Here is a 19,933-nt window from a genome sequence, read left to right as displayed (position 1 = left end):
CACGCAAATTTCGTGACTCCACCGCTTTGCCCGGCGTAGGTTTGCGGCCACAATCTCGAAACTACTTTAAGTTCACTCATGTCGCCGGCTCTGGCCGGGGCATTGATTCACTCTGTCCTCCGGCTCGCCGATGGGAAACTTTGCATGAAGCTGATCAAATCCACCACCCTCATTCTCTGCATGGGCGTATCTGCCTGCAGTTCCTTCCAGGGCACTGGCGACCAGGCCACCACGCCTGCCAAGCCGGGCACTGCTCAAGCCAGCACCGCCGCCAACGGTGGGCATTGGTGGTGGCCGTTCGGCGGTAGCGACAAGGCTGCCGAACCGGTCAAACCGGTAGCAAAGGCCGCCGAGCCCAAGGCCGACACCAAGGTCGTGGCGAAGGCGCCGGCGGCCAAGCCGGAGCAGGCCGCTGCGGCGGGTGAGAAGGGCGGTCACTGGTGGTGGCCCTTCGGCAGCGAAGACGTCAAGCCCGTTGCCAAGGCGGAAGCGCTCAAGCCGGTACCGGTCAAGGTCAGCAAGGCCTGGCTGGACGAGCACGAGCAGAAGCTGCGCGTGGCCGTGGCCGGCAGCAACGTCAAGGTCGAACGTCGCGATGATGCGCTGGTGCTGGTGGCGCCGGTCGATAGCTCCTTCAACCCGGATCGCGCCGAGATGCTGCTGCCGGTGATGCTCGGCCCGCTGTCGCGCTCGGCCAAGTCGGTGAGCGTGGATGAAGACAGCGCCGTCATCGTGCTCGGTTTCAGCGACAGCACCGGTGCCGCGGCGCTCAACGACAAGATCAGCCTGCAGCGCGCCCAGGCCGTGGCGGCCATCTTCCGTCTCAGCGGCTACAGCGGCAATCGCCTGATCGTGCGTGGTCTGGCCGCCGCTCATCCGCGTGCCGACAACACCACCGCCGCCGGCCGTGCCGTCAATCGCCGGGTCGAGGTGCTGATCCAGCCGCGCGCGACCGTGCTGGCCAGTCTGCAGTCCTTGGCGGCGCGCTAGCTACAAAGCTTGTCCTGAAGCAGGCGAGCCAGGCGGGACTTGGTTAAGCTAGGTCGATACCGACCTAGCAGGAGACTTCCATGTCACCGTCCCTCGCCGATATGCGTCGCGACTACACCCGCGACGGCCTGACCGAAGCCCAGGCACCCGCGGATCCCTATGCCCTGTTCGGGCAGTGGTTCGAAGAGGCGGTACGCACCGAGCAGCCGCCCGTCGAAGCCAACGCCTGCTGGCTGGCTACCGTCGATGACGAGGGGCAGCCCCATTGCCGCGTGCTGTTGCTCAAGGGCGTCGATCCCCAGGGCTTCGTCTTCTACACCAATTACGACAGCGCCAAGGGCCAACAAATGGCCAGGCAGCCGCGCGCGGCCATGACCTTCTTCTGGCCGGCGCTAGAACGCCAGGTGCGCATCGAAGGCCGGGTGGAGCAGGTGTCGACCGAGGAATCCGACGCCTACTACCGGGTCCGCCCACTGGGCAGTCGCCTGGGGGCCTGGGCCTCGCCGCAGAGCCAGGTCATCGCCGACCGTCACGAACTGGAGCAGCGTCTGGCCACGGTGCAACAGCGCTTCGCCGACGGCGAGCCGAGCCGACCGCCGTTCTGGGGTGGCTATCGCCTGAGGCCCCAGCGCATCGAATTCTGGCAGGGCCGCTCCAGTCGCCTCCATGATCGGCTGGACTACCAGCACCTCGACGGTGAGTGGCAGCGCCAGCGCCTGGCGCCTTAAGGCGTTCGCAAGGTACCCGGGTTACAGTCACCGGAAACCTCCCTGGATGCCCTGGGTCAAGGATAATAGCGATCTGCGCCTGCATCCCTGCGGGTGCGGCCAGTGTCTTTCAACTGCCCTTGGAGTTGCCCCATGAACAGAGTCCTTCAGCTCGCCGCCTCCCTGACCGCCGTCGCCCTGCTGGCCGGCTGCGCCTCGGATCAGTCCGGCGACGTCTATTCGCGTGACGAGGCCCGGCAGGTGCAGACGGTCCGTACCGGTACCATCACCGCCCTGCGTCCGGTCACCATCGAGGGCACCAAGTCGCCCATCGGGGCCGGGGCTGGTGCCGTGGTTGGCGGTATTGGCGGGAGTGCCATCGGCGGTGGCCGTGGCAGTTTCGTGACCGCCATCATCGGTGCGGTGGCGGGCGGCCTGCTGGGCTCGGCCACCGAAGAGGGCTTCACCAAGGCCAACGGCGTCGAGATCACCGTGAAGGAAGATGACGGCGGCTCGCGTGCCTATGTGCAGGCGGTCAACAAAGGTGAGATCTTCCGCGTCGGCGAGCGGGTGCGCATCCTGACCGTCAACGGCACCAGCCGCGTCGCGCCCAACTGATTTCTCGGGCGTACCGGAAGGTACGTCCTTGCCCTTCCAGAGCGGGTGTCCGAATCGCTAGACTGCGAGTCGGACGCCCGTTTGCGTTTTCGCCCGTAAATAGTTGTCGCCTGGGCGCAATGCCGCGTCTGGAGGTCGTCCTACAATCCCCCTCAGTCACCGCCGTGATCGGCAGGAGAAATCCCGATGTCCGCTTCTCAACCCAACGTGCAACGCGCCGCCTTCGATGAGGTGATGGTCCCGACCTACGCCCCTGCCGCGTTCATTCCGGTGCGAGGAGAGGGCTCCCGCGTCTGGGACCAGGCCGATCGCGAATACGTCGATTTCGCCGGCGGCATCGCGGTCAGCGCCCTGGGCCATGGCCATCCGGCGCTGATCGACGCCCTGACCGAGCAGGCTGGCAAGCTCTGGCACGTGTCCAACATCTACACCAACGAACCCGCCCTGCGTCTGGCGCGCAAGCTGGTGGACCACACCTTCGCCGACCGGGTGTTCTTCGCCAACTCCGGCGCCGAAGCCAACGAGGCGGCCTGCAAGCTGGCCCGGCGCTATGGCCATGACATCAGCGGCGGCAGCCGTTACGAGATCGTCGCCGCCACCAACAGCTTCCACGGCCGGACCCTGTTCACCGTCAGCGTCGGGGGGCAGCCCAAGTATTCCGATGGTTTCGGTCCCAAGATCGAAGGCATCCGCCATGTGCCCTTCAACGACTTGGCCGCCCTCGAAGCCGTGGTGTCGGACAAGACCTGCGCCGTCATCCTCGAACCCATCCAGGGCGAGGGCGGCGTGCTGCCGGCCGACCAGGCCTACCTCGAAGGCGCCCGCCGCCTGTGCGACGCCCAGGGCGCGCTGCTGATCTTCGACGAGGTGCAGAGCGGCGTTGGTCGTAGCGGTCATCTCTACGCCTACCAGCACTATGGCGTGGTGCCAGACATCCTCACCACCGCCAAGAGCATCGGCGGTGGCTTCCCGCTGGCGGCCATGCTGACCACCGACAAGGTCGCCCAGCATTTCAGCGCGGGCGTGCATGGCAGCACCTACGGCGGCAATCCGCTGGGCTGCGCCGTGGGCGCCGCGCTGCTGGACATCGTCGCCACCCCGGAAACCCTGGACGGGGTCGCCGCGCGCCATCAGCGCTTCGTCGCCGGTCTGGAGCAGCTCAACGCCCGCTACCACCTGTTCCAGCAGATCCGCGGCCTGGGCCTGCTGATCGGCGCGGTGCTCAACGACAGCTGGAAGGGGCGCGCCAAGGACATCGTCACCGCCGCCAACGAGGAAGGCCTGATGATCCTGCAGGCCGGCCCGGACGTGCTGCGCATGGCGCCAAGCCTGATCATCGCCGAAACCGATATCGACGAAGGCCTGGCCCGCCTGGATCGCGCCTTGGCGCGCCTCACCCAAGGCTAATCTCCGGACGCGGGACGCGTACCGCTGGCATCCAGGGATGGATCCGTACACAAGGAGTTCTCATGCTGGTAATGCGCCCTGCGCGCGCGGCGGATCTGCCCCTGGTCCAGCGGCTCGCCGCGGATAGCCCGGTTGGCGTCACCTCGCTGCCCGACAACCCCGAGCGGTTGCGCGACAAGATTCGCACCTCGGAGTCGTCGCTTGCGGCCGAGGTGGGCTTCCATGGCGAGGAGAGCTATTTCTTCGTGCTCGAAGACACCATCAGCGGCGAACTGCTGGGCTGTTCGGCCATCGTTGCCTCGGCGGGCTTCTCCGAGCCCTTCTACAGTTTTCGCAACGAGACCTTCATCCACGCCTCGCGCGAGCTGAAGATCCACAACAAGGTGCATGTGCTGTCGCTCTGTCACGACCTGACCGGCAACAGCGTGCTGAGCAGCTTCTACGTCCAGCGTCCGTTACTCGACACCCCCCACGCCGAACTCAATTCCCGCGCCCGCCTGCTGTTCATGGCCGCCCACCCGGCGCGCTTCGCCGAGACGGTGGTGGTGGAAATCGTCGGGCTGGCGGACGAAGACGGCGAGTCGCCGTTCTGGAACGGGGTAGGGCGCAACTTCTTCGACATGGACTACGCCGCCGCCGAACGCCTGTCCGGGCAGAAGAGCCGCACCTTCCTGGCCGAGCTGATGCCGACCTATCCGCTCTATGTGCCCCTGCTGCCCGACAGCGCCCAGGAGGCCATGGGTCAGGTGCATCCCCGAGCCCAGATCACCTTCGACATCCTCAGCCGTGAAGGCTTCGAGACCGACAACTACATCGACATCTTCGATGGCGGTCCGACCCTGCACGCCCGCACTACGGCCATCCGCTCCATCGCCGAGAGCCGCCTGGCGCCGGTGAGAGAAGGTACCCCGGCCGGCGATGAGGCACCCTGGTTCCTGGTCGCCAATGACGGCCTGGAAAATTTCCGGGCGCTGGCCACGCCGCTGCGCTGGAAGCCTGGCGAAGCCGTCGTCCTTTCCCCCGAGCAGATCGCCACCCTGGAGATCGCCGAAGGCGACCGGGTTCGTCTGGTAGCGCTGTAGCCGACCCTAGCGTCTTTGGAGGTCCGATGATCGTCCGTCCCGTCACCCGTGCCGATGTGCCCGCGCTGCTGCAACTGGCGCAGGCGGCCGGCGCCGGCCTCACCACCCTGCCGGCCAGCGAAGAACGCCTGGCGCAGCGGGTGGAAAATGCCGAGCGCAGTTTTCTGCAGCAGGTTGAAGCCGCCGATGCGGACTATCTCTTCGCCCTCGAAGAGGACGGCGAAGTCATCGGCATCGCCGGGATCGCCGCCGCCTTGGGCCTGCGTGAGCCCTGGTACAACTACCGGGTCGGCCTGACGGTGAGCGCCTCGCGCGAACTGGACATCCACCGGCAGATCCCCACGCTGTTCCTGGCCAACGACATGACCGGCAGCTCCGAACTCTGCTCGCTGTTCTTGCGCGCGGATCGGCGGGGTGGCGCGGCTGGGCGCCTGCTATCCAAATCACGCTTCCTGTTCATCGCCGAATTCCGCGAGTTGTTCGCCGAGCGCCTCATCGCCGAGTTGCGCGGCATGTCCGACGACCAGGGCCAATCGCCGTTCTGGGAGGGCCTCGGGCGGCACTTCTTCAAGATGGAATTCTCCCAGGCCGACTATCTCACCGGCATCGGCAATCGCGGCTTCATCGCCGAGCTGATGCCGCGCTTTCCGCTCTACACCTGCTTTCTCTCACCCGAGGCGCGCCAGGTGATTGGCAAGGTACATCCGGACACCGAAGCCGCCCGCCGCCTGCTGGAGGCCGAGGGGTTCAACTACCAGGGCTATGTCGACATCTTCGATGCCGGCCCGACCCTGGAGGCGGAAACCGCCAAGGTGCGGGCGATCCGCGACAGCCAGCGCCTGGTGCTGGCGGTGGGCACGCCTGGCGATGATGCCGAGGTCTATCTGATCCACAACCGCAAGTGCCAGGACTGCCGCATCACCAGCGCCCGCGCGCGCGTGGCTGCCGGCACCCTGGTGGTCGACTTGGCCACCGCCCGCGAGTTGCGCCTGATGGCCGGCGCCCAGGTGCGCGCCGTGCGCCTGATGCCCTGAGGAGCGCTCATGGATAGCCTCTATATCGCTGGTCAGTGGCGCCCCGGGCGCGGCGAGACCTTCACCTCGCTCGACCCCTACGCCGGTATCTCGCTCTGGCAGGGCGCCGCTGCGGATGCCGGCGATGTCGACCAGGCGATCGTCGCGGCGCGCCAGGCCTTTCCCGCCTGGGAAAGACGCGGCCAGGCCGCGCGCCTGGAGATCCTGCAGGCCTTCGCCCAGGTGCTGCAGCAACGCCGCCCCGAGCTGGCCCGGGCCTTGGCCGAGGAAACCGGCAAGCCGCTGTGGGAGGCCGATACCGAGCTCGGCAGCATGATCGCCAAGGTGGCCATCTCCGCCCAGGCCGAAGCGGCCCGTAGCGGCGAGCGCTTGGCGACGGTAGCCGACGCCCGCAGCGTGACCCGTCATCGCCCCCATGGGGTGCTGGCGGTGTTCGGCCCCTACAACTTTCCCGGCCATCTGCCCAACGGCCATATCGTCCCGGCGCTGCTGGCTGGCAACACAGTGGTGTTCAAGCCCAGCGAGCTGACGCCGCGTTTCGCCGCCCTGACCCTGGAATGCTGGATCGCCGCCGGGCTGCCGGCCGGGGTGCTCAATCTCGTGCAGGGCGGTCGGACCACCGGCGAGGCCCTGGCCGCGCATCCGGGCCTGGACGGCATCCTCTTCACCGGTTCCAGCGCCACGGGCGCGGCCCTGCACCGCCTCAACGCGGACCGTCCGCAGCGGCTGCTGGCCCTGGAGATGGGCGGCAACAATCCCCTGGTGGTGGCGCCGGTGGCCGATCTGGACGCGGCCGTGGTGACCATCGTCCAGTCGGCCTTTCTCTCCGCCGGGCAGCGCTGCACCTGTGCTCGTCGCCTGCTCGTGCCCCAGGGTGACTGGGGCGATGCGCTGCTGGCGCGTCTGGCAAGCGTCAGCTCGGGTCTCAGTACCGGTCGCTTCGACGCCGATCCGGCGCCTTTCATGGGTACTGTCATCTCCCTCGCCGCTGCCCAGGCCCTGCTGCGGACTCAGGCCCAGCGCCTGGCGCAGGGTGGCCGCGCGCTGCTGGAGATGCGTCAGCCGGATGCGACGCGTGCGCTGCTCACCCCGGGCATCCTCGATGTCTCGGGGATCTCCGAGTTGCCCGATGAGGAAGTCTTCGGGCCGCTGCTGCAGGTCCAGCGCTATGCGGACTTCGATCAGGCCGTGGCGCTGGCCAATGCCACCCGCTTCGGTCTGGCGGCCGGGTTGCTGGCCGACGATCCGGCCACCTATGAACACTTCTGGCAGGGGGTGCGTGCCGGCATCGTCAACTGGAATCGTCCCCTGACCGGGGCGGCCAGCGCGGCGCCCTTCGGCGGCGTCGGCGCCTCGGGCAATCACCGTCCCAGCGCCTACTACGCCACGGACTATTGTGCCTTCCCGGTCGCCTCGCTGGAGAGTGACGCCCTGAGCCTGCCTGCCCAATTGCCCCCAGGATTACACCTATGAGTCACCTCGCTCTCGCTGCTCGGGAGGTCAATTTCGACGGCCTGGTCGGTCCGACTCACAACTATGCCGGCCTGTCTTATGGCAACGTGGCCTCCCAGGCGAGCAAGCAGCAGTGCTCGAATCCCCGTGAGGCGGCGCGCCAGGGCCTGGCCAAGATGCAGGCATTGATGGAGCTGGGCTTCGAGCAGGGCGTGCTGGCCCCCCACGAAAGGCCCGACATCGCCTCGCTACGGCGCCTGGGGTTTGCCGGCAGCGATGCCCAGGTGCTGGAAAGTGCGGCGCGTGAAGCCTTGCCGCTGCTGCTGTCCGCCAGCTCCGCCTCGGCCATGTGGACCGCCAACGCCGCTACCGTCAGCCCCAGCGCCGACACCCATGATGGCCGGGTGCATTTCACCCCGGCCAACCTGGCCTGCAAATTCCATCGTAGCCTCGAACCCGCCACTACCGCGCGTATTCTCCAGGCGATGTTTCGCGATCCTGCGCATTTCCAGCACCATGCACCGCTGCCCTCGGTGGCCCAGTTCGGCGACGAGGGCGCGGCCAACCACACCCGCTTCAGCCACGATCACGGCGCCCCGGGCGTGGAGTTCTTCGTCTTTGGCCGTAGCGCCTTCGATCCACGCTATCCCGAGCCCCATCGCTATCCGGCGCGCCAGACCCTGGAAGCCTCCCAGGCCATCGCCCGTCTGCATGGGCTGAGCGAGGAGGGCGTGGTGTTCGCCCAGCAGAATCCGGCGGTGGTGGACCAGGGCGTCTTCCACAACGACGTCATCTCGGTGGGCAACGCCCAGGTGCTGTTCCACCATGAAGACGCCTTCCTCGACAGCGACCGCGTGCTGGACGAATTGCAAGGCAAGCTCGCCCGGCGCGGCGGCCAGCTGCAGCGCCTCTGCGTGCGCCGCAGCGAGATCAGCGTCGGCGACGCCGTGCGTTCCTACCTGTTCAACAGTCAGTTGCTGGATCGGCCGGGGCAGGGCGCGTTGCTGGTGGTGCCCGACGAGTGCCGGCAGAATCCGGCGGTCTGGGACTACCTGCAGGCCCAGGTCGGCGGCGCTGGCCCGCTGGACGAGGTCAAGGTCTTCGATCTCAAGCAGAGCATGCAGAACGGTGGCGGACCTGCCTGCCTGCGGCTCAGGGTGGCCCTCAAGCTCGACGAACTGGCGGCAGTGAATCCAGGGGTGCGCTTCACGCCGACGCTGCACACCCAACTGCTCGACTGGGTGGATCGCCACTACCGCGACCGCCTGGCACCCGCGGATCTCGCCGATCCCCAGTTGCTAGGCGAGGTCCGCACTGCCCTCGACGAGCTGACCCAGTTGCTGGGCCTCGGCTCGGTCTATCCCTTTCAATTGACCTGACGTCCGGAGTTCCCATGAGCGACCGTCTCGACCTGATCCTCGAACCTACCGCCGACGAGCAGCAGACGCTGCAAGTCCAGCGCCTGGCCATCCGCCTGGCCGGCCGCGACCTCTGGCTGGAAGCCGACGGCAGCGGCGGTCTCAACATCTTCGCCGACTCCCAGGACGACGAAGAGCAGACCCCGGTCCTGGTGCTGCGGCCCCAGGCCCTCAATGCCCTGGGCCTGTCCATCGCCCTGGAAACCTTCGCCGACGAAGGCGATGAGAATCATGTGCATGACGCCGATTGCGGTTGCGGCCACGATCATTGAGTATCTAGCTCCGACACGTCGCTCAGCGGAGTAGAGCATGGCTGCATCTGAACGTTATCGGTTGGCGCTTGGCCGCCTGCTGGACCTGACCCTGGCCGGCCGCGAGCCGACCGAGAAGATTCAACTGACTGCTGACGGCACTCGTCTCCATTGGCTGACCGAAGGCGTGCTGGAAGTCACCCCGCCGGTGGCGCGCGACAATCGCATGGACCTGCTGCTCTCGGCGGGCATCCATGGCAACGAGACCGCGCCCATGGAACTGCTCGACGCCTTGCTCGGCGGCATCGCCAGCGGCGCCCTGCGTCCCGCCTGCCGTCTGCTGTTCATGTACGGCAATCCCGACGCCATGCGTCGCGGCACCCGCTACGTCGAGCAGGATCTGAATCGCCTGTTCAACGGTCGCCATGCCCAGGCCGAAGGCTCCGAGGCGCAACGCGCCAACGACCTCGAACGTCTGTCCGCGCAATTCTTCAGCAAGCCCGACCGGGCGCGCCTGCACTACGACCTGCACACCGCGCTGCGCGCCTCGGCGCTGCCGCGCTTCGCCCTCTATCCCTGGAGCGCCGGGCGTGAGCATTCGGAAGCCGAGTTGCAGCGCCTGGAAGCCGCCGGCATCGAAGCCGTGCTGCTCTACGACAAGCCGGGCATTACCTTCAGCGCCTACACCTACGCCGAATGCCAGGCCGAGGCCCTGACCTTGGAGCTGGGCCAGGCGCGGCCCTTCGGCGAGAACAGCGAGCTTGACCTGAGTCGCCTGCAGCTGCTGCTCGAAGCCCTGATCGAAGGTCGTGAAGCCGAACTGCCGCCGCCGGATTCCTCGCTGCTGAGATTCCGTGTGGCGCGCCAGGTGTACAAGTCCAGTCCGCGCTTCCAGTTGCACCTGGCCGACGACGTGGCCAACTTCTCGCCGCTGCGCCAGGGTTCGTTGCTGGCCGAAGACGGCAGCGAGCGCTGGATCGTCGACGAAGCCGAGGCGCGCATCATCTTTCCCAATCCCAAAGTCGCCGTTGGCCTACGGGCCGGACTCATCGTGGTCCCGGCATAAGGAGCGGCCTGTATGATCGATCTGCGCAGCGATACCGTCACCCAGCCCACGCCGGCCATGCGCCAGGCGATGCTGGACGCCGAACTCGGCGATGACGTCTATGGCGAAGACCCGACCGTTACCCGACTGGAGCAGCGTCTGGCGGGCGATCTCGGCCTGGAGGCCGGACTCTTCGTGCCCAGCGGCACCATGAGCAATCTGCTCGGCCTGCTGGCGCACTGTGAGCGGGGCGACGAGTACCTGGTCGGCCAGCAGGCCCACACCTACAAGTACGAAGGTGGCGGCGCCGCGGTGCTCGGCTCCATCCAGCCGCAGCCCATCGAGATGGCCGCCGACGGCAGTCTCGATCTCGACCTCGTGCGCAGCTACATCAAGGCCGACGACTTCCACTTCGCCCGTACCCGGCTGCTGGCGCTGGAAAACACCATGCACGGCAAGGTCCTGCCGCTGGCCTATCTGACGGCGGCACGCGCCTTCACCCGGGAGCACGGCCTGGCCCTGCACCTGGACGGCGCGCGGCTGTACAACGCCGCGGTCAAGCTGGGCGTGCCGGTGCGCGAGATCAGCCAGCATTTCGATTCGGTGTCGATCTGCCTGTCAAAGGGTCTCGGTGCACCGGTGGGTTCGGTACTCTGCGGCGATGCCGAGCTGATCGCCAAGGCGCGTCGCTGGCGCAAGGTGGTCGGCGGCGGTATGCGCCAGGCCGGCATGCTGGCAGCGGCGGGGTTGCATGCGCTCGACCACCAGGTCGAGCGCCTGGCCGAAGACCACACCCATGCCGCCCAGCTCGGCACCGCCCTGGCCGAACTCGGCTACCAGGTGGAGCCGGTGCAGACCAATATGGTCTACCTCGCCATGGGTAACGAAGCACTCGCCCTGCAGGCCTTCCTCGCCGCACGCGGCATCCGCATCAGTCCGGCCCCACGCCTGCGCCTGGTCACCCATCTGGACGTTAACGCTGCCGATATCGAGGCGGTCATCGCCGCTTTCGCCGTCTACCGCCACCGCTAAGTCTTCCGACGACGTTTTTCCTGCGCAACCGGGGCGACACCGGGGCGCAGGCGTCGATATACTCCCAGGCATGCGTGTCCGTTTTCCGCACGTGCCGCGTCTGCGGCGCCCGCTCCGTTCGTCTCGTCTGCGATCCAGTCGGATGCCCGTCACGCGCGTCGAAAAGCCCATTGTCTGGAATGAATATGAAAAGCGCCGAAATCCGTGAAGCCTTCCTCCGCTTCTTCGAAGAGAAGGGGCACACCCGGGTCGCCTCCAGTTCGCTGATCCCTGCGAACGATCCGACCCTGCTGTTCACCAACGCCGGGATGAACCAGTTCAAGGACTGCTTCCTCGGCATGGAAAAGCGCAGCTACACCCGCGCTGCCACCAGCCAGAAGTGCGTGCGCGCGGGCGGCAAGCACAACGACCTGGAGAACGTCGGTTACACGGCGCGTCACCACACCTTCTTCGAGATGCTGGGCAACTTCAGCTTCGGCGACTACTTCAAGCGCGACGCCATCACCTTCGCCTGGGAATTCCTCACCTCGCCACAGTGGCTGGGTCTGCCCCGGGAAAAGCTCTGGGTCACCGTCTACGCCACCGATGACGAGGCCTACGACATCTGGACCAAGGAAGTCGGGGTGCCCGCGGCGCAGATGGTGCGCATCGGCGACAACAAGGGCGCGCCCTATGCGTCGGACAACTTCTGGACCATGGGTGACACCGGTCCCTGCGGTCCCTGCACCGAGATCTTCTTCGACCATGGCCCCGAGATCTGGGGCGGCCCGCCCGGTTCGCCGGAAGAAGACGGCGATCGCTACATCGAGATCTGGAACAACGTCTTCATGCAGTTCAATCGCACCGCCGATGGCGTCCTGCATCCGCTGCCGGCGCCCAGCGTCGACACCGGCATGGGTCTGGAGCGGGTGAGCGCCGTGCTGCAGCACGTGCATTCGAACTACGAGATCGACCTGTTCCAGCAGCTGCTGGCAGCCTCCGCCGAGGCCATCGGTTGCGCCAACGACGACGCCCCGTCGCTCAAGGTGGTGGCCGACCACATCCGCTCCTGCAGCTTCCTGATCGCCGATGGCGTGCTGCCGTCCAACGAAGGCCGTGGCTATGTGCTGCGCCGCATCATTCGGCGTGCCTGCCGTCACGGCAACAAGCTGGGCGCCAAGGGCACCTTCTTCCACAAGATCGTCGCCGCCCTGGTGGCCGAGATGGGTCAGGCCTATCCCGAGCTGGTCCAGCAGCAGGCCCACATCGAGCGTGTGCTGCGTACCGAGGAAGAGCAGTTCGCCAAGACCCTGGAGCAGGGCCTGAAGATCCTCGAACAGGATCTGGCGCAACTGCAGGGCGACACCATCCCCGGCGACGTGGTGTTCAAGCTCTATGACACCTACGGCTTCCCGGTCGACCTGACCAACGACATCGCCCGCGAGCGCAACCTGAATCTCGACGAGGCCGGCTTCGAACGCGAGATGGAGGCCCAGCGCGAGCGGGCCCGCTCCGCGAGCGCCTTTGGCGTGGACTACAACAGCCTGGTCAAGGTCGAGGGCGAAACCCGTTTTCTCGGCTACGACACCACCAGCGCCTCGGGCACCATCGTCGCCCTGTACCGTGCCGGTCAGCCAGTGGACAGCCTGGCCGAAGGCGAAGAGGGCGTGGTCATCCTCGACCAGACGCCGTTCTACGGTGAATCCGGTGGCCAGGTCGGCGATACCGGTTTCCTGGAAAGCGCCGGCGTTGGCTTTGCCGTGCGCGACACCACCAAGACCCAGGGCGCCTTCCTGCACCATGGCGTAGTGACCAAGGGCAGCCTCAACGTCGGCACCGCGCTCATGGCCCAGGTGGATGCCGGTCGCCGCCAGGGCATCGCCCTGAACCACTCCGGTACCCACCTGCTGCACGCCGCGCTGCGCCAGGTGCTGGGCGACCATGTCCACCAGAAGGGCTCCCTGGTCAACGACCAGCGCCTGAGATTCGACTTCAGCCACTTCGAGGCCATCAAGCCCGAGGAGCTCAAGCGCATCGAGACCATCGTCAACGAAGAGATCCGCAAGAACAGCGCGGTGACCACCGAGGTCATGGCCATCGACGAGGCAAAGGCCCGTGGCGCCATGGCGCTGTTCGGCGAGAAATACGGCGATGTGGTGCGCGTGGTCGGCATGGGCGGTGAATTCTCCGTCGAGCTGTGCGGCGGTACCCACGTCGCCCAGACCGGCGACATCGGCCTGCTCAAGCTGGTCAGCGAAGGCGGCGTGGCCTCCGGCGTGCGCCGCGTGGAAGCCATCACCGGCACCGCGGCCCTGGCCTATCTCAACGGCGCCGAGGAACAGCTGCGCGAAGCCGCCAGCCTGCTCAAGGGCAGCCGCGACAACGTGCTGGACAAGCTGGCCGCGCTGGTCGAGCGCAATCGCCAGCTGGAAAAGGAAATCGAGCAGCTCAAGGCCAAGGCCGCCAGTGCCTCGGCCGGTGACCTGGTGGACCAGGCGCAGGATGTGAAGGGCGCCAAGGTGCTCACCGCGCGTCTCGACGGCCTCGACGGCAAGGCGCTGCTGGCGCTGGTCGACCAGCTCAAGAACAAGCTGGGCAGCGGCATGATCCTGCTCGGTGGCGAAGCCGACGGCAAGGTGGTGCTGGTGGCCGGCGTCACCGCCGACCTGACCGCCAAGCTCAAGGCCGGCGAGCTGATGAAGCGCGCCGCGGCCGTGGTCGGGGGCAAGGGCGGTGGTCGTCCTGACATGGCCCAGGGCGGCGGCACCGATGCCAGCCAGCTCGCAGCGGCCCTGGCCTGTGCCGGCCAGTACGCCGAGGAAAGCCTCTAAGAGCGCTGCGGGTCGCCGGGGAGGGCGGCCCGCTTCCTCCCTCAACAACATGAATCAGATTTTTCTGCGGACGGGCAGCAAGCAATGGCATTGATCGTACAGAAATTCGGCGGTACCTCGGTGGGTACGGTGGAGCGTATCGAGCAGGTCGCCGACAAGGTGAAACGCTTCCATGAAGCGGGCGACCAGATCGTCGTGGTGGTGTCGGCCATGAGTGGCGAGACTAACCGCCTGATCGGCCTCGCCAAGCAGATCATGGAGCAACCCGATCCGCGCGAGCTGGATGTCATGGTCTCCACCGGCGAGCAGGTCACCATCGGTCTGCTGACCATGGCGCTGCTCAAGCGCGGCGTCCAGGCGGTCTCCTACACGGGCAGCCAGGTGCGCATCCTCACCGACAGCGCCCACACCAAGGCGCGCATCCAGCAGATCGACGATGCCCGCATCCGCGCCGACCTCAAGGCGCGCAAGGTCGTGGTCGTAGCCGGCTTCCAGGGCGTCGACGAGCAGGGCAACATCACCACCCTGGGCCGTGGTGGCTCCGACACCACGGGCGTGGCCCTGGCGGCCGCGCTGAAGGCCGACGAATGCCAGATCTACACCGACGTCGACGGCGTCTACACCACCGATCCGCGCGTGGTGCCCCAGGCCCAGCGGCTGGACAAGATCACCTTCGAGGAAATGCTGGAAATGGCCAGCCTCGGCTCCAAGGTGCTGCAGATCCGCTCGGTGGAATTCGCCGGCAAGTACAACGTGCCGCTGCGCGTGCTGCACAGCTTTCAGGAGGGTCCGGGCACCCTCATTACCCTTGATGAAGAGGAATCCATGGAACAGCCGATCATCTCCGGCATCGCCTTCAACCGTGACGAAGCCAAGCTGACCATTCGCGGTGTGCCGGATACCCCCGGCGTGGCCTTCAAGATCCTCGGCCCGATCAGCGCGGCCAACATCGAAGTCGACATGATCGTGCAGAACGTCGCGCACGATAACACCACCGACTTCACCTTCACCGTGCACCGCAACGACTACCAGGCGGCGCTGGAGATCCTCAAGCGCACCGGCGTCGAGATCGGGGCCCGGGAGTCTGTGGGCGACATCAAGATCGCCAAGGTCTCCATCGTCGGCGTCGGCATGAGATCCCACGCCGGCGTGGCCAGCCAGATGTTCGAAGCCCTGGCCAAGGAGAGCATCAACATCCAGATGATCTCCACCTCCGAGATCAAGGTGTCGGTGGTCATCGAGGAGAAATACCTCGAGCTGGCCGTTCGCGCGCTGCACACCGCTTTCGAGCTCGACGCCCCCGCACGCGGCGCCGAGTGACCCGCCAAGCGAGGTCCCTGCCACAGGGGCCTCATCTATCGCGGCTCTTGCGGAACTTTACTTGCATGGACAGAGGTCAATAGCGACTAGAGGGTCCATTCAGGGATCGTTTCGGTTCATACGTGCAGACTGAGTTAAAGCTTAAGGAGAATGGAATGCTTATTTTGACTCGTCGGGTTGGTGAGACCCTGATGGTGGGTGACGAAGTCACCGTGACGGTACTGGGAGTCAAGGGCAACCAGGTCCGCATTGGCGTCAATGCACCCAAGGAAGTCGCGGTTCATCGCGAGGAAATCTACCAGCGCATCCAGAAGGAAAAGGACCAAGAACCAAACCACTGATTTTTTTTGAATTTTTCTCTTTGCAAACGGGCAAACCTTCGATATAGTTTCGCCCCGTTGCGGTGAGGTGGCCGAGTGGCCGAAGGCGCTCCCCTGCTAAGGGAGTACACCTCAAAAGGGTGTCGAGGGTTCGAATCCCTCCCTCACCGCCATTTGCTTCAAACTGGCTCCGCTGTACTGACCAAATGGTAAGTACCTGATAAACAAGCAAATTTGCTTGACACGTCAGAAACGGAAGCTAGAATACGCAGCTTCAACGCACTCGTAGCTCAGCTGGATAGAGTACTCGGCTACGAACCGAGCGGTCGGAGGTTCGAATCCTCCCGAGTGCGCCAAATCGACGAAGCCTCTGGCTTCAGCAGTACCAGCGGTGTTCTGGCTAAACTCACCGAAACGCACTCGTAGCTCAGCTGGATAGAGTACTCGGCTACGAACCGAGCGGTCGGAGGTTCGAATCCTCCCGAGTGCGCCAAACATGAAGAAGGGCCTGCAGCGATGCAGGCCCTTTTTTATTGTCCGCGGATTCATGCCAGTATCCGCGACCGATGACCTGGCCAGGATCCCGTTCGGCCTGGCCTTCCGTCTTTCGACCTTGCCCGCGAGAGGGTCTCATCATGCAGTGGGACAGACCGACGCCCCATCTCCTGCCGCTGCGCATCGGTGCCGAGCACATCGACGGCCTGGGCCATGCCAACAATGCCGTCTACGTCAGCTGGCTCGAACAGTGCGCCTGGCAGCATTCGGCGGCCCTGGGCCTGGACCTGGCCACCTTCCAGCGCCTGGATCGCGCCATGGCCGTGGTGCGCCACGAGATCGACTACCTCAGCAGCGGTTACCAGGACGATGAGCTGGTGCTCGGCACCTGGCTGGTGGACTGGGATCGCCGTCTGCGCATGACCCGGCAATTCCAGCTGCAGCGTCCCGTCGATGGCGTGACCCTGCTGCGCGCTCGGACGACCTTCGTCTGCATCGAGCTGTCTTCCGGCAAGCCCAAGCGTATGCCACCTGAGTTCCTGGCCGGTTACGGTCAGGCGCTGCCCGGCGAGGACGTCTGACATGGAGATCGCCCTGGCGCCCATGGAGGGACTCGTCGACGACATCCTGCGCGAGTTGCTGACCGAAGTCGGTGGACTCGACTGGTGCGTGAGCGAATTCATCCGTGTCTGCGATCGCCTGCTGCCAGCGGCGGCCTTCGCCAAGCTGGCGCCGGAGCTGGGGCAGGGGGCGCGTACGCCATCGGGCACCCCCATGCGCGTGCAACTGCTGGGCTCGGATCCGGCCTGCCTGGCCGACAATGCGGCCTTCGCCTGCACCCTGGGCGCACCGGTGATCGACCTCAACTTCGGCTGCCCGGCCAAGACCGTCAACAAGTCCCGCGGCGGCGCGGTGCTGCTCAAGGAGCCGGAACTGCTCAACCGGATCGTCGAGAACGTGCGTCAGGCCGTTCCGGCGCACATTCCGGTCACCGCCAAGATGCGCCTGGGCTATGACAGCCCGAACGGCGCCCTGGCCTGCGCCGAGGCGCTGGCGGAGGGGGGCGCGGCGCAACTGGTGGTCCATGCGCGGACCAAGGTCGAGGGTTATCGTCCGCCGGCGCACTGGGAGTGGGTGGCGCGGGTGGCTGACCGGGTGTCCGTGCCGGTGCTGGCCAATGGCGAGATCTGGACCCTGGACGACTACTGGCGCTGTCGCAGCGTCAGCGGCCAGGCCTCGGTGATGCTGGGGCGCGGTCTGGTCTCGCGACCGGACCTGGCGCTGCAGATCGCCGCTGCCGTACGCGGAGAAGAAGCCGTCCCGCAGAGCTGGGCCGAGATCCTGCCGCGGGTGCAGCGCTTCTGGAGCATGGCGCAACGCAAGCTGGCACCGCGCTATGCCCCGGGACGCCTCAAGCAGTGGCTTGGCATGCTGACGCGCAGCTATCCCGAGGCTGCGGCCCTGTTCGCCCAGGTGCGGCGCGAATCCGATTGCGCCCTGATCGACCGCCTGCTTGGCATGACCGGACAAAACCCGGCAAACCTTGATCTCGATCAAGAGCGGCGGCTGCAACTCGGCTAGTCTGCAGGGAGTGGTGACGACGGAGCGTCGTCGCTCGAGCACGCAAGGCACTTCAGGCGACCCCGGGTCGCCTTTTTTTCGTCCGGCATAACCGCTGGAACTTCGCCTGGGCCGCGCGGCCTATGCTGGATCCCCCGCAATCCAAGAGCCGACGTGCGTCTACCCTGGACGGTCTTTCTCGCTCCCACGCCGACGGCGCTCCTCTTTGCCGGCAAGACCCTGTTCGCCGCCGGACTGGCGCTCTGGCTGGCCTTTCGCTTCAGTGTCGAACAACCGGTCTGGGCCTGCATGACAGTGATGATCGTCTCCCAGCCGCTGTCCGGCATGGTGCTGGCCAAGGGATTGTTCCGCCTGCTCGGCACCCTCGTCGGCACCTGCATGGCGGTGGTGCTGATGGGCTTCTTCGCCCAGACGCCCTGGCTGTTCCTGCTCGCGCTGGCCGGCTGGATGGCGCTGTGCACGGCGGCCTCGACCCTGCTGCGCAATCACGTCGCCTATGGCTTCGTGCTGGCCGGCTATACGGTCGCCATCATCGGCCTGCCCGCCATCGCCCATCCGCTGACGGTGTTCGATCAGGCGGTGGCCCGCTGTACCGAGATCTGCCTGGGTATCGTCGTGGCCTCGGCGGTGAGTGCGCTGTTCTGGCCGCAACGGGTGGAGCAGAATCTGGCTGTCCAGGCACGCCGCACCTGGGAACAGGGCGTGGCTGCCGCCCGGGCGGAGCTGGCCGAGGCCCAGGATGCAACCCAGGGCCTGCTGGCCATGCTCGGTCAGGTGGTGGCGGTGGATGCCCAGCGCGATCACGCCTGGTTCGAAGGCCAGCGCGGCCGGCAGCGCGCCAGGGCGTTGCGGCTGCTGTCGCGGGACCTGCTCAGCCTGTTGCGGACCGCTCGCGGCGCCATGCGCCAGTGGCGTGGCCTGGACGAGCCGCGGAGGGCCGTCCTGCAGCCCTGGCGCGACGAACTGCTCACGACCCTGGCCGACCCCCAGGCTCCGGCCCTGGAAGCCCTCCTACAGCGTCTGCGAGAGGCTGCCGGCACCTCGCCGCAACTCGACAACGACCAGCGCTACCTGCTGGCCCGTTTCGCCATCCTGCTGGACAAGATCCTGCTCGCCGGTCGCGCTCTGGACAGCGTCCATACGGCCCGGCTCAGCGCCGTGGCGCCCTCGGCGCTAGCCCGCCATCGCGATGTCCAGACGGCGCTGCTCTATGGCCTGCGCAGCGCCTGTGCGTTGCTGGCCGTGGGGGTGTTCTGGCTGGCCAGTGCCTGGCCGTCCGCGCCAGGCGCCATGCTGATGGCCGGCGTCATCTGCAGCCTGTTCGCCAATCGCGACAACGCCGCCGCCATCGGCCTCGGTTTCCTGCGGGGCATTCTTTATGCGGCGCCGGTCGCCATCCTGATCAGCCAGGTGCTGCTGCCGCAGATCAGCGGCTATCCGCTGCTGTGCCTGGTGCTGGGGGTGCCGCTGTTTTTTGCCGCCCTGGGGATGGCCGGGCCTCCCAGCGTGGTTGGGACAGCGACGGCCTTCGCCATCCATCTGCTGGTGCTGGTCTCGCCCAACAACCACGGCCAGGTGGAGATGGGTGCCTTGCTCAACCAGCTGCAGAGTCTGCTGATCGGCGTCGGTTCGGCCGTGCTCATGTTCCGGCTGATCAGTCTGCGCACGCCGCGGCGCACCAGTCGCCGGATCCTCGAGGCCACCACCCACGACCTGCAGCGGCTGACCACGGTCCCCCTGGCCAATGCCGAGACCTGGTTCGGCGGGCGGATGGCGGATCGCCTGCTGCTGCTGGCGCGGCATATCGAGCAGTTGTCGGCCAGCGAACGCGGCCGCTGGGAGCGGGGCCTGCTGGCGCTCGATCTGGGCAACGAGCTGCTGCACCTGCGCGCCTGCCTGGCAGGTGCCCGGGGCGAAGTGGCACGGGCGCGGGATGCCTTTCTCGGGCGCTTCGCCGAGCAACTGGCGGTCGGCTTCGATGACCTGCAGCCGGACGCGCTGGACACGGCGGCCCAGCGCCTGCGCGTGGCGCTGGGCCAGGCCCCCGACGATGAGCCGCATCGCCTGGCGCGCGGCGCCATCGGCCAGCTCCAGCAGACCTGGCGTGGCTGTTGTCTGAAAGCGGTAGCGGAGGAGGGCGCGGATGAATCTGCATGAATGGGCCATCGGCGGGGTCTATCTGGGGCCGCTGTTCGTCTATGGCGTCCTGGCGCTGCTGCTGACGGCGCTGTCGCTGTGGCTGCTGCAGCGCAGCGGCCTCGGCCGCCATCTGTGGCACAGCGCCCTGTTCGGCTGTGCGCTGTTCGTGCTCTGGCTGGCCGGCCTCGTCGCCGTCCTGGCCACCTGAGCCCCCTGACAAGAGGATCCCCAA

At 66.6% G+C, this 19,933-nt stretch carries 18 protein-coding genes and 3 tRNA genes; all 21 read left to right on the top strand.

Annotated elements, in window-relative coordinates; translation table 11 throughout:
- Nucleotides 1–144: 144 nt before the first annotated feature.
- Complete coding sequence (locus tag NRG74_RS09675) at nt 145–990, top strand: OmpA family protein (RefSeq protein WP_231356437.1); 846 nt, start codon at nt 145–147, stop codon at nt 988–990.
- Nucleotides 991–1,070: 80 nt separating this feature from the next.
- Nucleotides 1,071–1,718: a pyridoxamine 5'-phosphate oxidase gene (gene pdxH / locus NRG74_RS09670; protein ID WP_257706382.1), complete on the top strand. Its 648-nt coding sequence runs from the start codon at nt 1,071–1,073 to the stop codon at nt 1,716–1,718.
- Nucleotides 1,719–1,850: 132 nt separating this feature from the next.
- The gene (locus NRG74_RS09665) at nt 1,851–2,315 is read left to right on the top strand and encodes a glycine zipper 2TM domain-containing protein (RefSeq protein WP_017639693.1); all 465 of its coding nucleotides are present in this window, start codon (nt 1,851–1,853) and stop codon (nt 2,313–2,315) included.
- A 186-nt stretch (nt 2,316–2,501) separates the two neighbouring features.
- Nucleotides 2,502–3,722: an aspartate aminotransferase family protein gene (locus NRG74_RS09660; RefSeq protein WP_257706381.1), complete on the top strand. Its 1,221-nt coding sequence runs from the start codon at nt 2,502–2,504 to the stop codon at nt 3,720–3,722.
- A 62-nt stretch (nt 3,723–3,784) separates the two neighbouring features.
- Nucleotides 3,785–4,804 carry an arginine/ornithine succinyltransferase subunit alpha gene (gene aruF, locus NRG74_RS09655; RefSeq protein ID WP_257706380.1) on the top strand — a complete coding sequence of 340 codons (1,020 nt, stop codon included), beginning with the start codon at nt 3,785–3,787 and terminating at the stop codon, nt 4,802–4,804.
- 26 nt (nt 4,805–4,830) lie between these two features.
- On the top strand, nt 4,831–5,838 hold the full coding sequence (gene astA / locus NRG74_RS09650; RefSeq protein WP_257706379.1) for an arginine N-succinyltransferase: 1,008 nt from the start codon (nt 4,831–4,833) through the stop codon (nt 5,836–5,838).
- A gap of 9 nt (nt 5,839–5,847) precedes the next feature.
- A complete protein-coding gene (gene astD / locus NRG74_RS09645; RefSeq protein WP_257706378.1) occupies nt 5,848–7,311 on the top strand; it encodes a succinylglutamate-semialdehyde dehydrogenase in 1,464 nt (487 codons plus the stop codon).
- Nucleotides 7,308–8,669 carry an N-succinylarginine dihydrolase gene (gene astB, locus NRG74_RS09640; RefSeq protein WP_257706377.1) on the top strand — a complete coding sequence of 454 codons (1,362 nt, stop codon included), beginning with the start codon at nt 7,308–7,310 and terminating at the stop codon, nt 8,667–8,669. The genes astD and astB overlap by 4 nt, the downstream gene beginning before the upstream one ends.
- Before the next feature lie 14 nt (nt 8,670–8,683).
- Nucleotides 8,684–8,980, top strand: coding sequence for a hypothetical protein (locus NRG74_RS09635; protein ID WP_059314289.1), 297 nt, complete (start codon nt 8,684–8,686; stop codon nt 8,978–8,980).
- 37 nt (nt 8,981–9,017) lie between these two features.
- The gene (gene astE, locus NRG74_RS09630) at nt 9,018–10,025 is read left to right on the top strand and encodes a succinylglutamate desuccinylase (RefSeq protein WP_064306586.1); all 1,008 of its coding nucleotides are present in this window, start codon (nt 9,018–9,020) and stop codon (nt 10,023–10,025) included.
- Nucleotides 10,026–10,037: 12 nt separating this feature from the next.
- A complete protein-coding gene (gene ltaE, locus NRG74_RS09625) occupies nt 10,038–11,036 on the top strand; it encodes a low-specificity L-threonine aldolase (RefSeq protein ID WP_257706376.1) in 999 nt (332 codons plus the stop codon).
- A 185-nt stretch (nt 11,037–11,221) separates the two neighbouring features.
- Nucleotides 11,222–13,846 (top strand): alanine--tRNA ligase, encoded by a 2,625-nt coding sequence (gene alaS / locus NRG74_RS09620; protein WP_064306584.1) that lies wholly within the window; start codon nt 11,222–11,224, stop codon nt 13,844–13,846.
- Between the two features lie 84 nt (nt 13,847–13,930).
- Nucleotides 13,931–15,166: an aspartate kinase gene (locus tag NRG74_RS09615; protein WP_068385496.1), complete on the top strand. Its 1,236-nt coding sequence runs from the start codon at nt 13,931–13,933 to the stop codon at nt 15,164–15,166.
- A gap of 155 nt (nt 15,167–15,321) precedes the next feature.
- Nucleotides 15,322–15,507, top strand: a complete 186-nt coding sequence (gene csrA, locus NRG74_RS09610; protein ID WP_007159101.1) for a carbon storage regulator CsrA — start codon at nt 15,322–15,324, stop codon at nt 15,505–15,507.
- Nucleotides 15,508–15,568: 61 nt separating this feature from the next.
- Nucleotides 15,569–15,659: transfer RNA gene (locus NRG74_RS09605), tRNA-Ser, on the top strand.
- A gap of 106 nt (nt 15,660–15,765) precedes the next feature.
- Nucleotides 15,766–15,842: transfer RNA gene (locus tag NRG74_RS09600), tRNA-Arg, on the top strand.
- 60 nt (nt 15,843–15,902) lie between these two features.
- Nucleotides 15,903–15,979 (top strand) — tRNA-Arg (locus NRG74_RS09595).
- 142 nt (nt 15,980–16,121) lie between these two features.
- Nucleotides 16,122–16,562 carry an acyl-CoA thioesterase gene (locus NRG74_RS09590; RefSeq protein WP_064306583.1) on the top strand — a complete coding sequence of 147 codons (441 nt, stop codon included), beginning with the start codon at nt 16,122–16,124 and terminating at the stop codon, nt 16,560–16,562.
- Between the two features lies 1 nt (nt 16,563).
- Nucleotides 16,564–17,562: a tRNA dihydrouridine synthase gene (locus NRG74_RS09585; protein ID WP_257706375.1), complete on the top strand. Its 999-nt coding sequence runs from the start codon at nt 16,564–16,566 to the stop codon at nt 17,560–17,562.
- Nucleotides 17,563–17,715: 153 nt separating this feature from the next.
- Nucleotides 17,716–19,719 carry an FUSC family protein gene (locus NRG74_RS09580; protein WP_257706374.1) on the top strand — a complete coding sequence of 668 codons (2,004 nt, stop codon included), beginning with the start codon at nt 17,716–17,718 and terminating at the stop codon, nt 19,717–19,719.
- A complete protein-coding gene (locus NRG74_RS09575; RefSeq protein WP_042135685.1) occupies nt 19,706–19,909 on the top strand; it encodes a DUF1656 domain-containing protein in 204 nt (67 codons plus the stop codon). The genes NRG74_RS09580 and NRG74_RS09575 overlap by 14 nt, the downstream gene beginning before the upstream one ends.
- Nucleotides 19,910–19,933: the final 24 nt, after the last annotated feature.

Source organism: Pseudomonas oryzihabitans (assembly GCF_024652905.1).
Lineage (GTDB): Bacteria > Pseudomonadota > Gammaproteobacteria > Pseudomonadales > Pseudomonadaceae > Chryseomonas > Chryseomonas benzopyrenica.
Note: the sequence above shows the minus strand (reverse complement) of the source record. Positions and strands in the feature narration are given on the sequence as shown.

Coding starts and splice junctions, on each gene's coding strand:
- NRG74_RS09675 (WP_231356437.1), top strand. CDS start 145: ATGAAGCTGATCAAATCCACCACCCTCATTCTCTGCATGGGCGTATCT.
- pdxH (WP_257706382.1), top strand. CDS start 1,071: ATGTCACCGTCCCTCGCCGATATGCGTCGCGACTACACCCGCGACGGC.
- NRG74_RS09665 (WP_017639693.1), top strand. CDS start 1,851: ATGAACAGAGTCCTTCAGCTCGCCGCCTCCCTGACCGCCGTCGCCCTG.
- NRG74_RS09660 (WP_257706381.1), top strand. CDS start 2,502: ATGTCCGCTTCTCAACCCAACGTGCAACGCGCCGCCTTCGATGAGGTG.
- aruF (WP_257706380.1), top strand. CDS start 3,785: ATGCTGGTAATGCGCCCTGCGCGCGCGGCGGATCTGCCCCTGGTCCAG.
- astA (WP_257706379.1), top strand. CDS start 4,831: ATGATCGTCCGTCCCGTCACCCGTGCCGATGTGCCCGCGCTGCTGCAA.
- astD (WP_257706378.1), top strand. CDS start 5,848: ATGGATAGCCTCTATATCGCTGGTCAGTGGCGCCCCGGGCGCGGCGAG.
- astB (WP_257706377.1), top strand. CDS start 7,308: ATGAGTCACCTCGCTCTCGCTGCTCGGGAGGTCAATTTCGACGGCCTG.
- NRG74_RS09635 (WP_059314289.1), top strand. CDS start 8,684: ATGAGCGACCGTCTCGACCTGATCCTCGAACCTACCGCCGACGAGCAG.
- astE (WP_064306586.1), top strand. CDS start 9,018: ATGGCTGCATCTGAACGTTATCGGTTGGCGCTTGGCCGCCTGCTGGAC.
- ltaE (WP_257706376.1), top strand. CDS start 10,038: ATGATCGATCTGCGCAGCGATACCGTCACCCAGCCCACGCCGGCCATG.
- alaS (WP_064306584.1), top strand. CDS start 11,222: ATGAAAAGCGCCGAAATCCGTGAAGCCTTCCTCCGCTTCTTCGAAGAG.
- NRG74_RS09615 (WP_068385496.1), top strand. CDS start 13,931: ATGGCATTGATCGTACAGAAATTCGGCGGTACCTCGGTGGGTACGGTG.
- csrA (WP_007159101.1), top strand. CDS start 15,322: ATGCTTATTTTGACTCGTCGGGTTGGTGAGACCCTGATGGTGGGTGAC.
- NRG74_RS09590 (WP_064306583.1), top strand. CDS start 16,122: ATGCAGTGGGACAGACCGACGCCCCATCTCCTGCCGCTGCGCATCGGT.
- NRG74_RS09585 (WP_257706375.1), top strand. CDS start 16,564: ATGGAGATCGCCCTGGCGCCCATGGAGGGACTCGTCGACGACATCCTG.
- NRG74_RS09575 (WP_042135685.1), top strand. CDS start 19,706: ATGAATCTGCATGAATGGGCCATCGGCGGGGTCTATCTGGGGCCGCTG.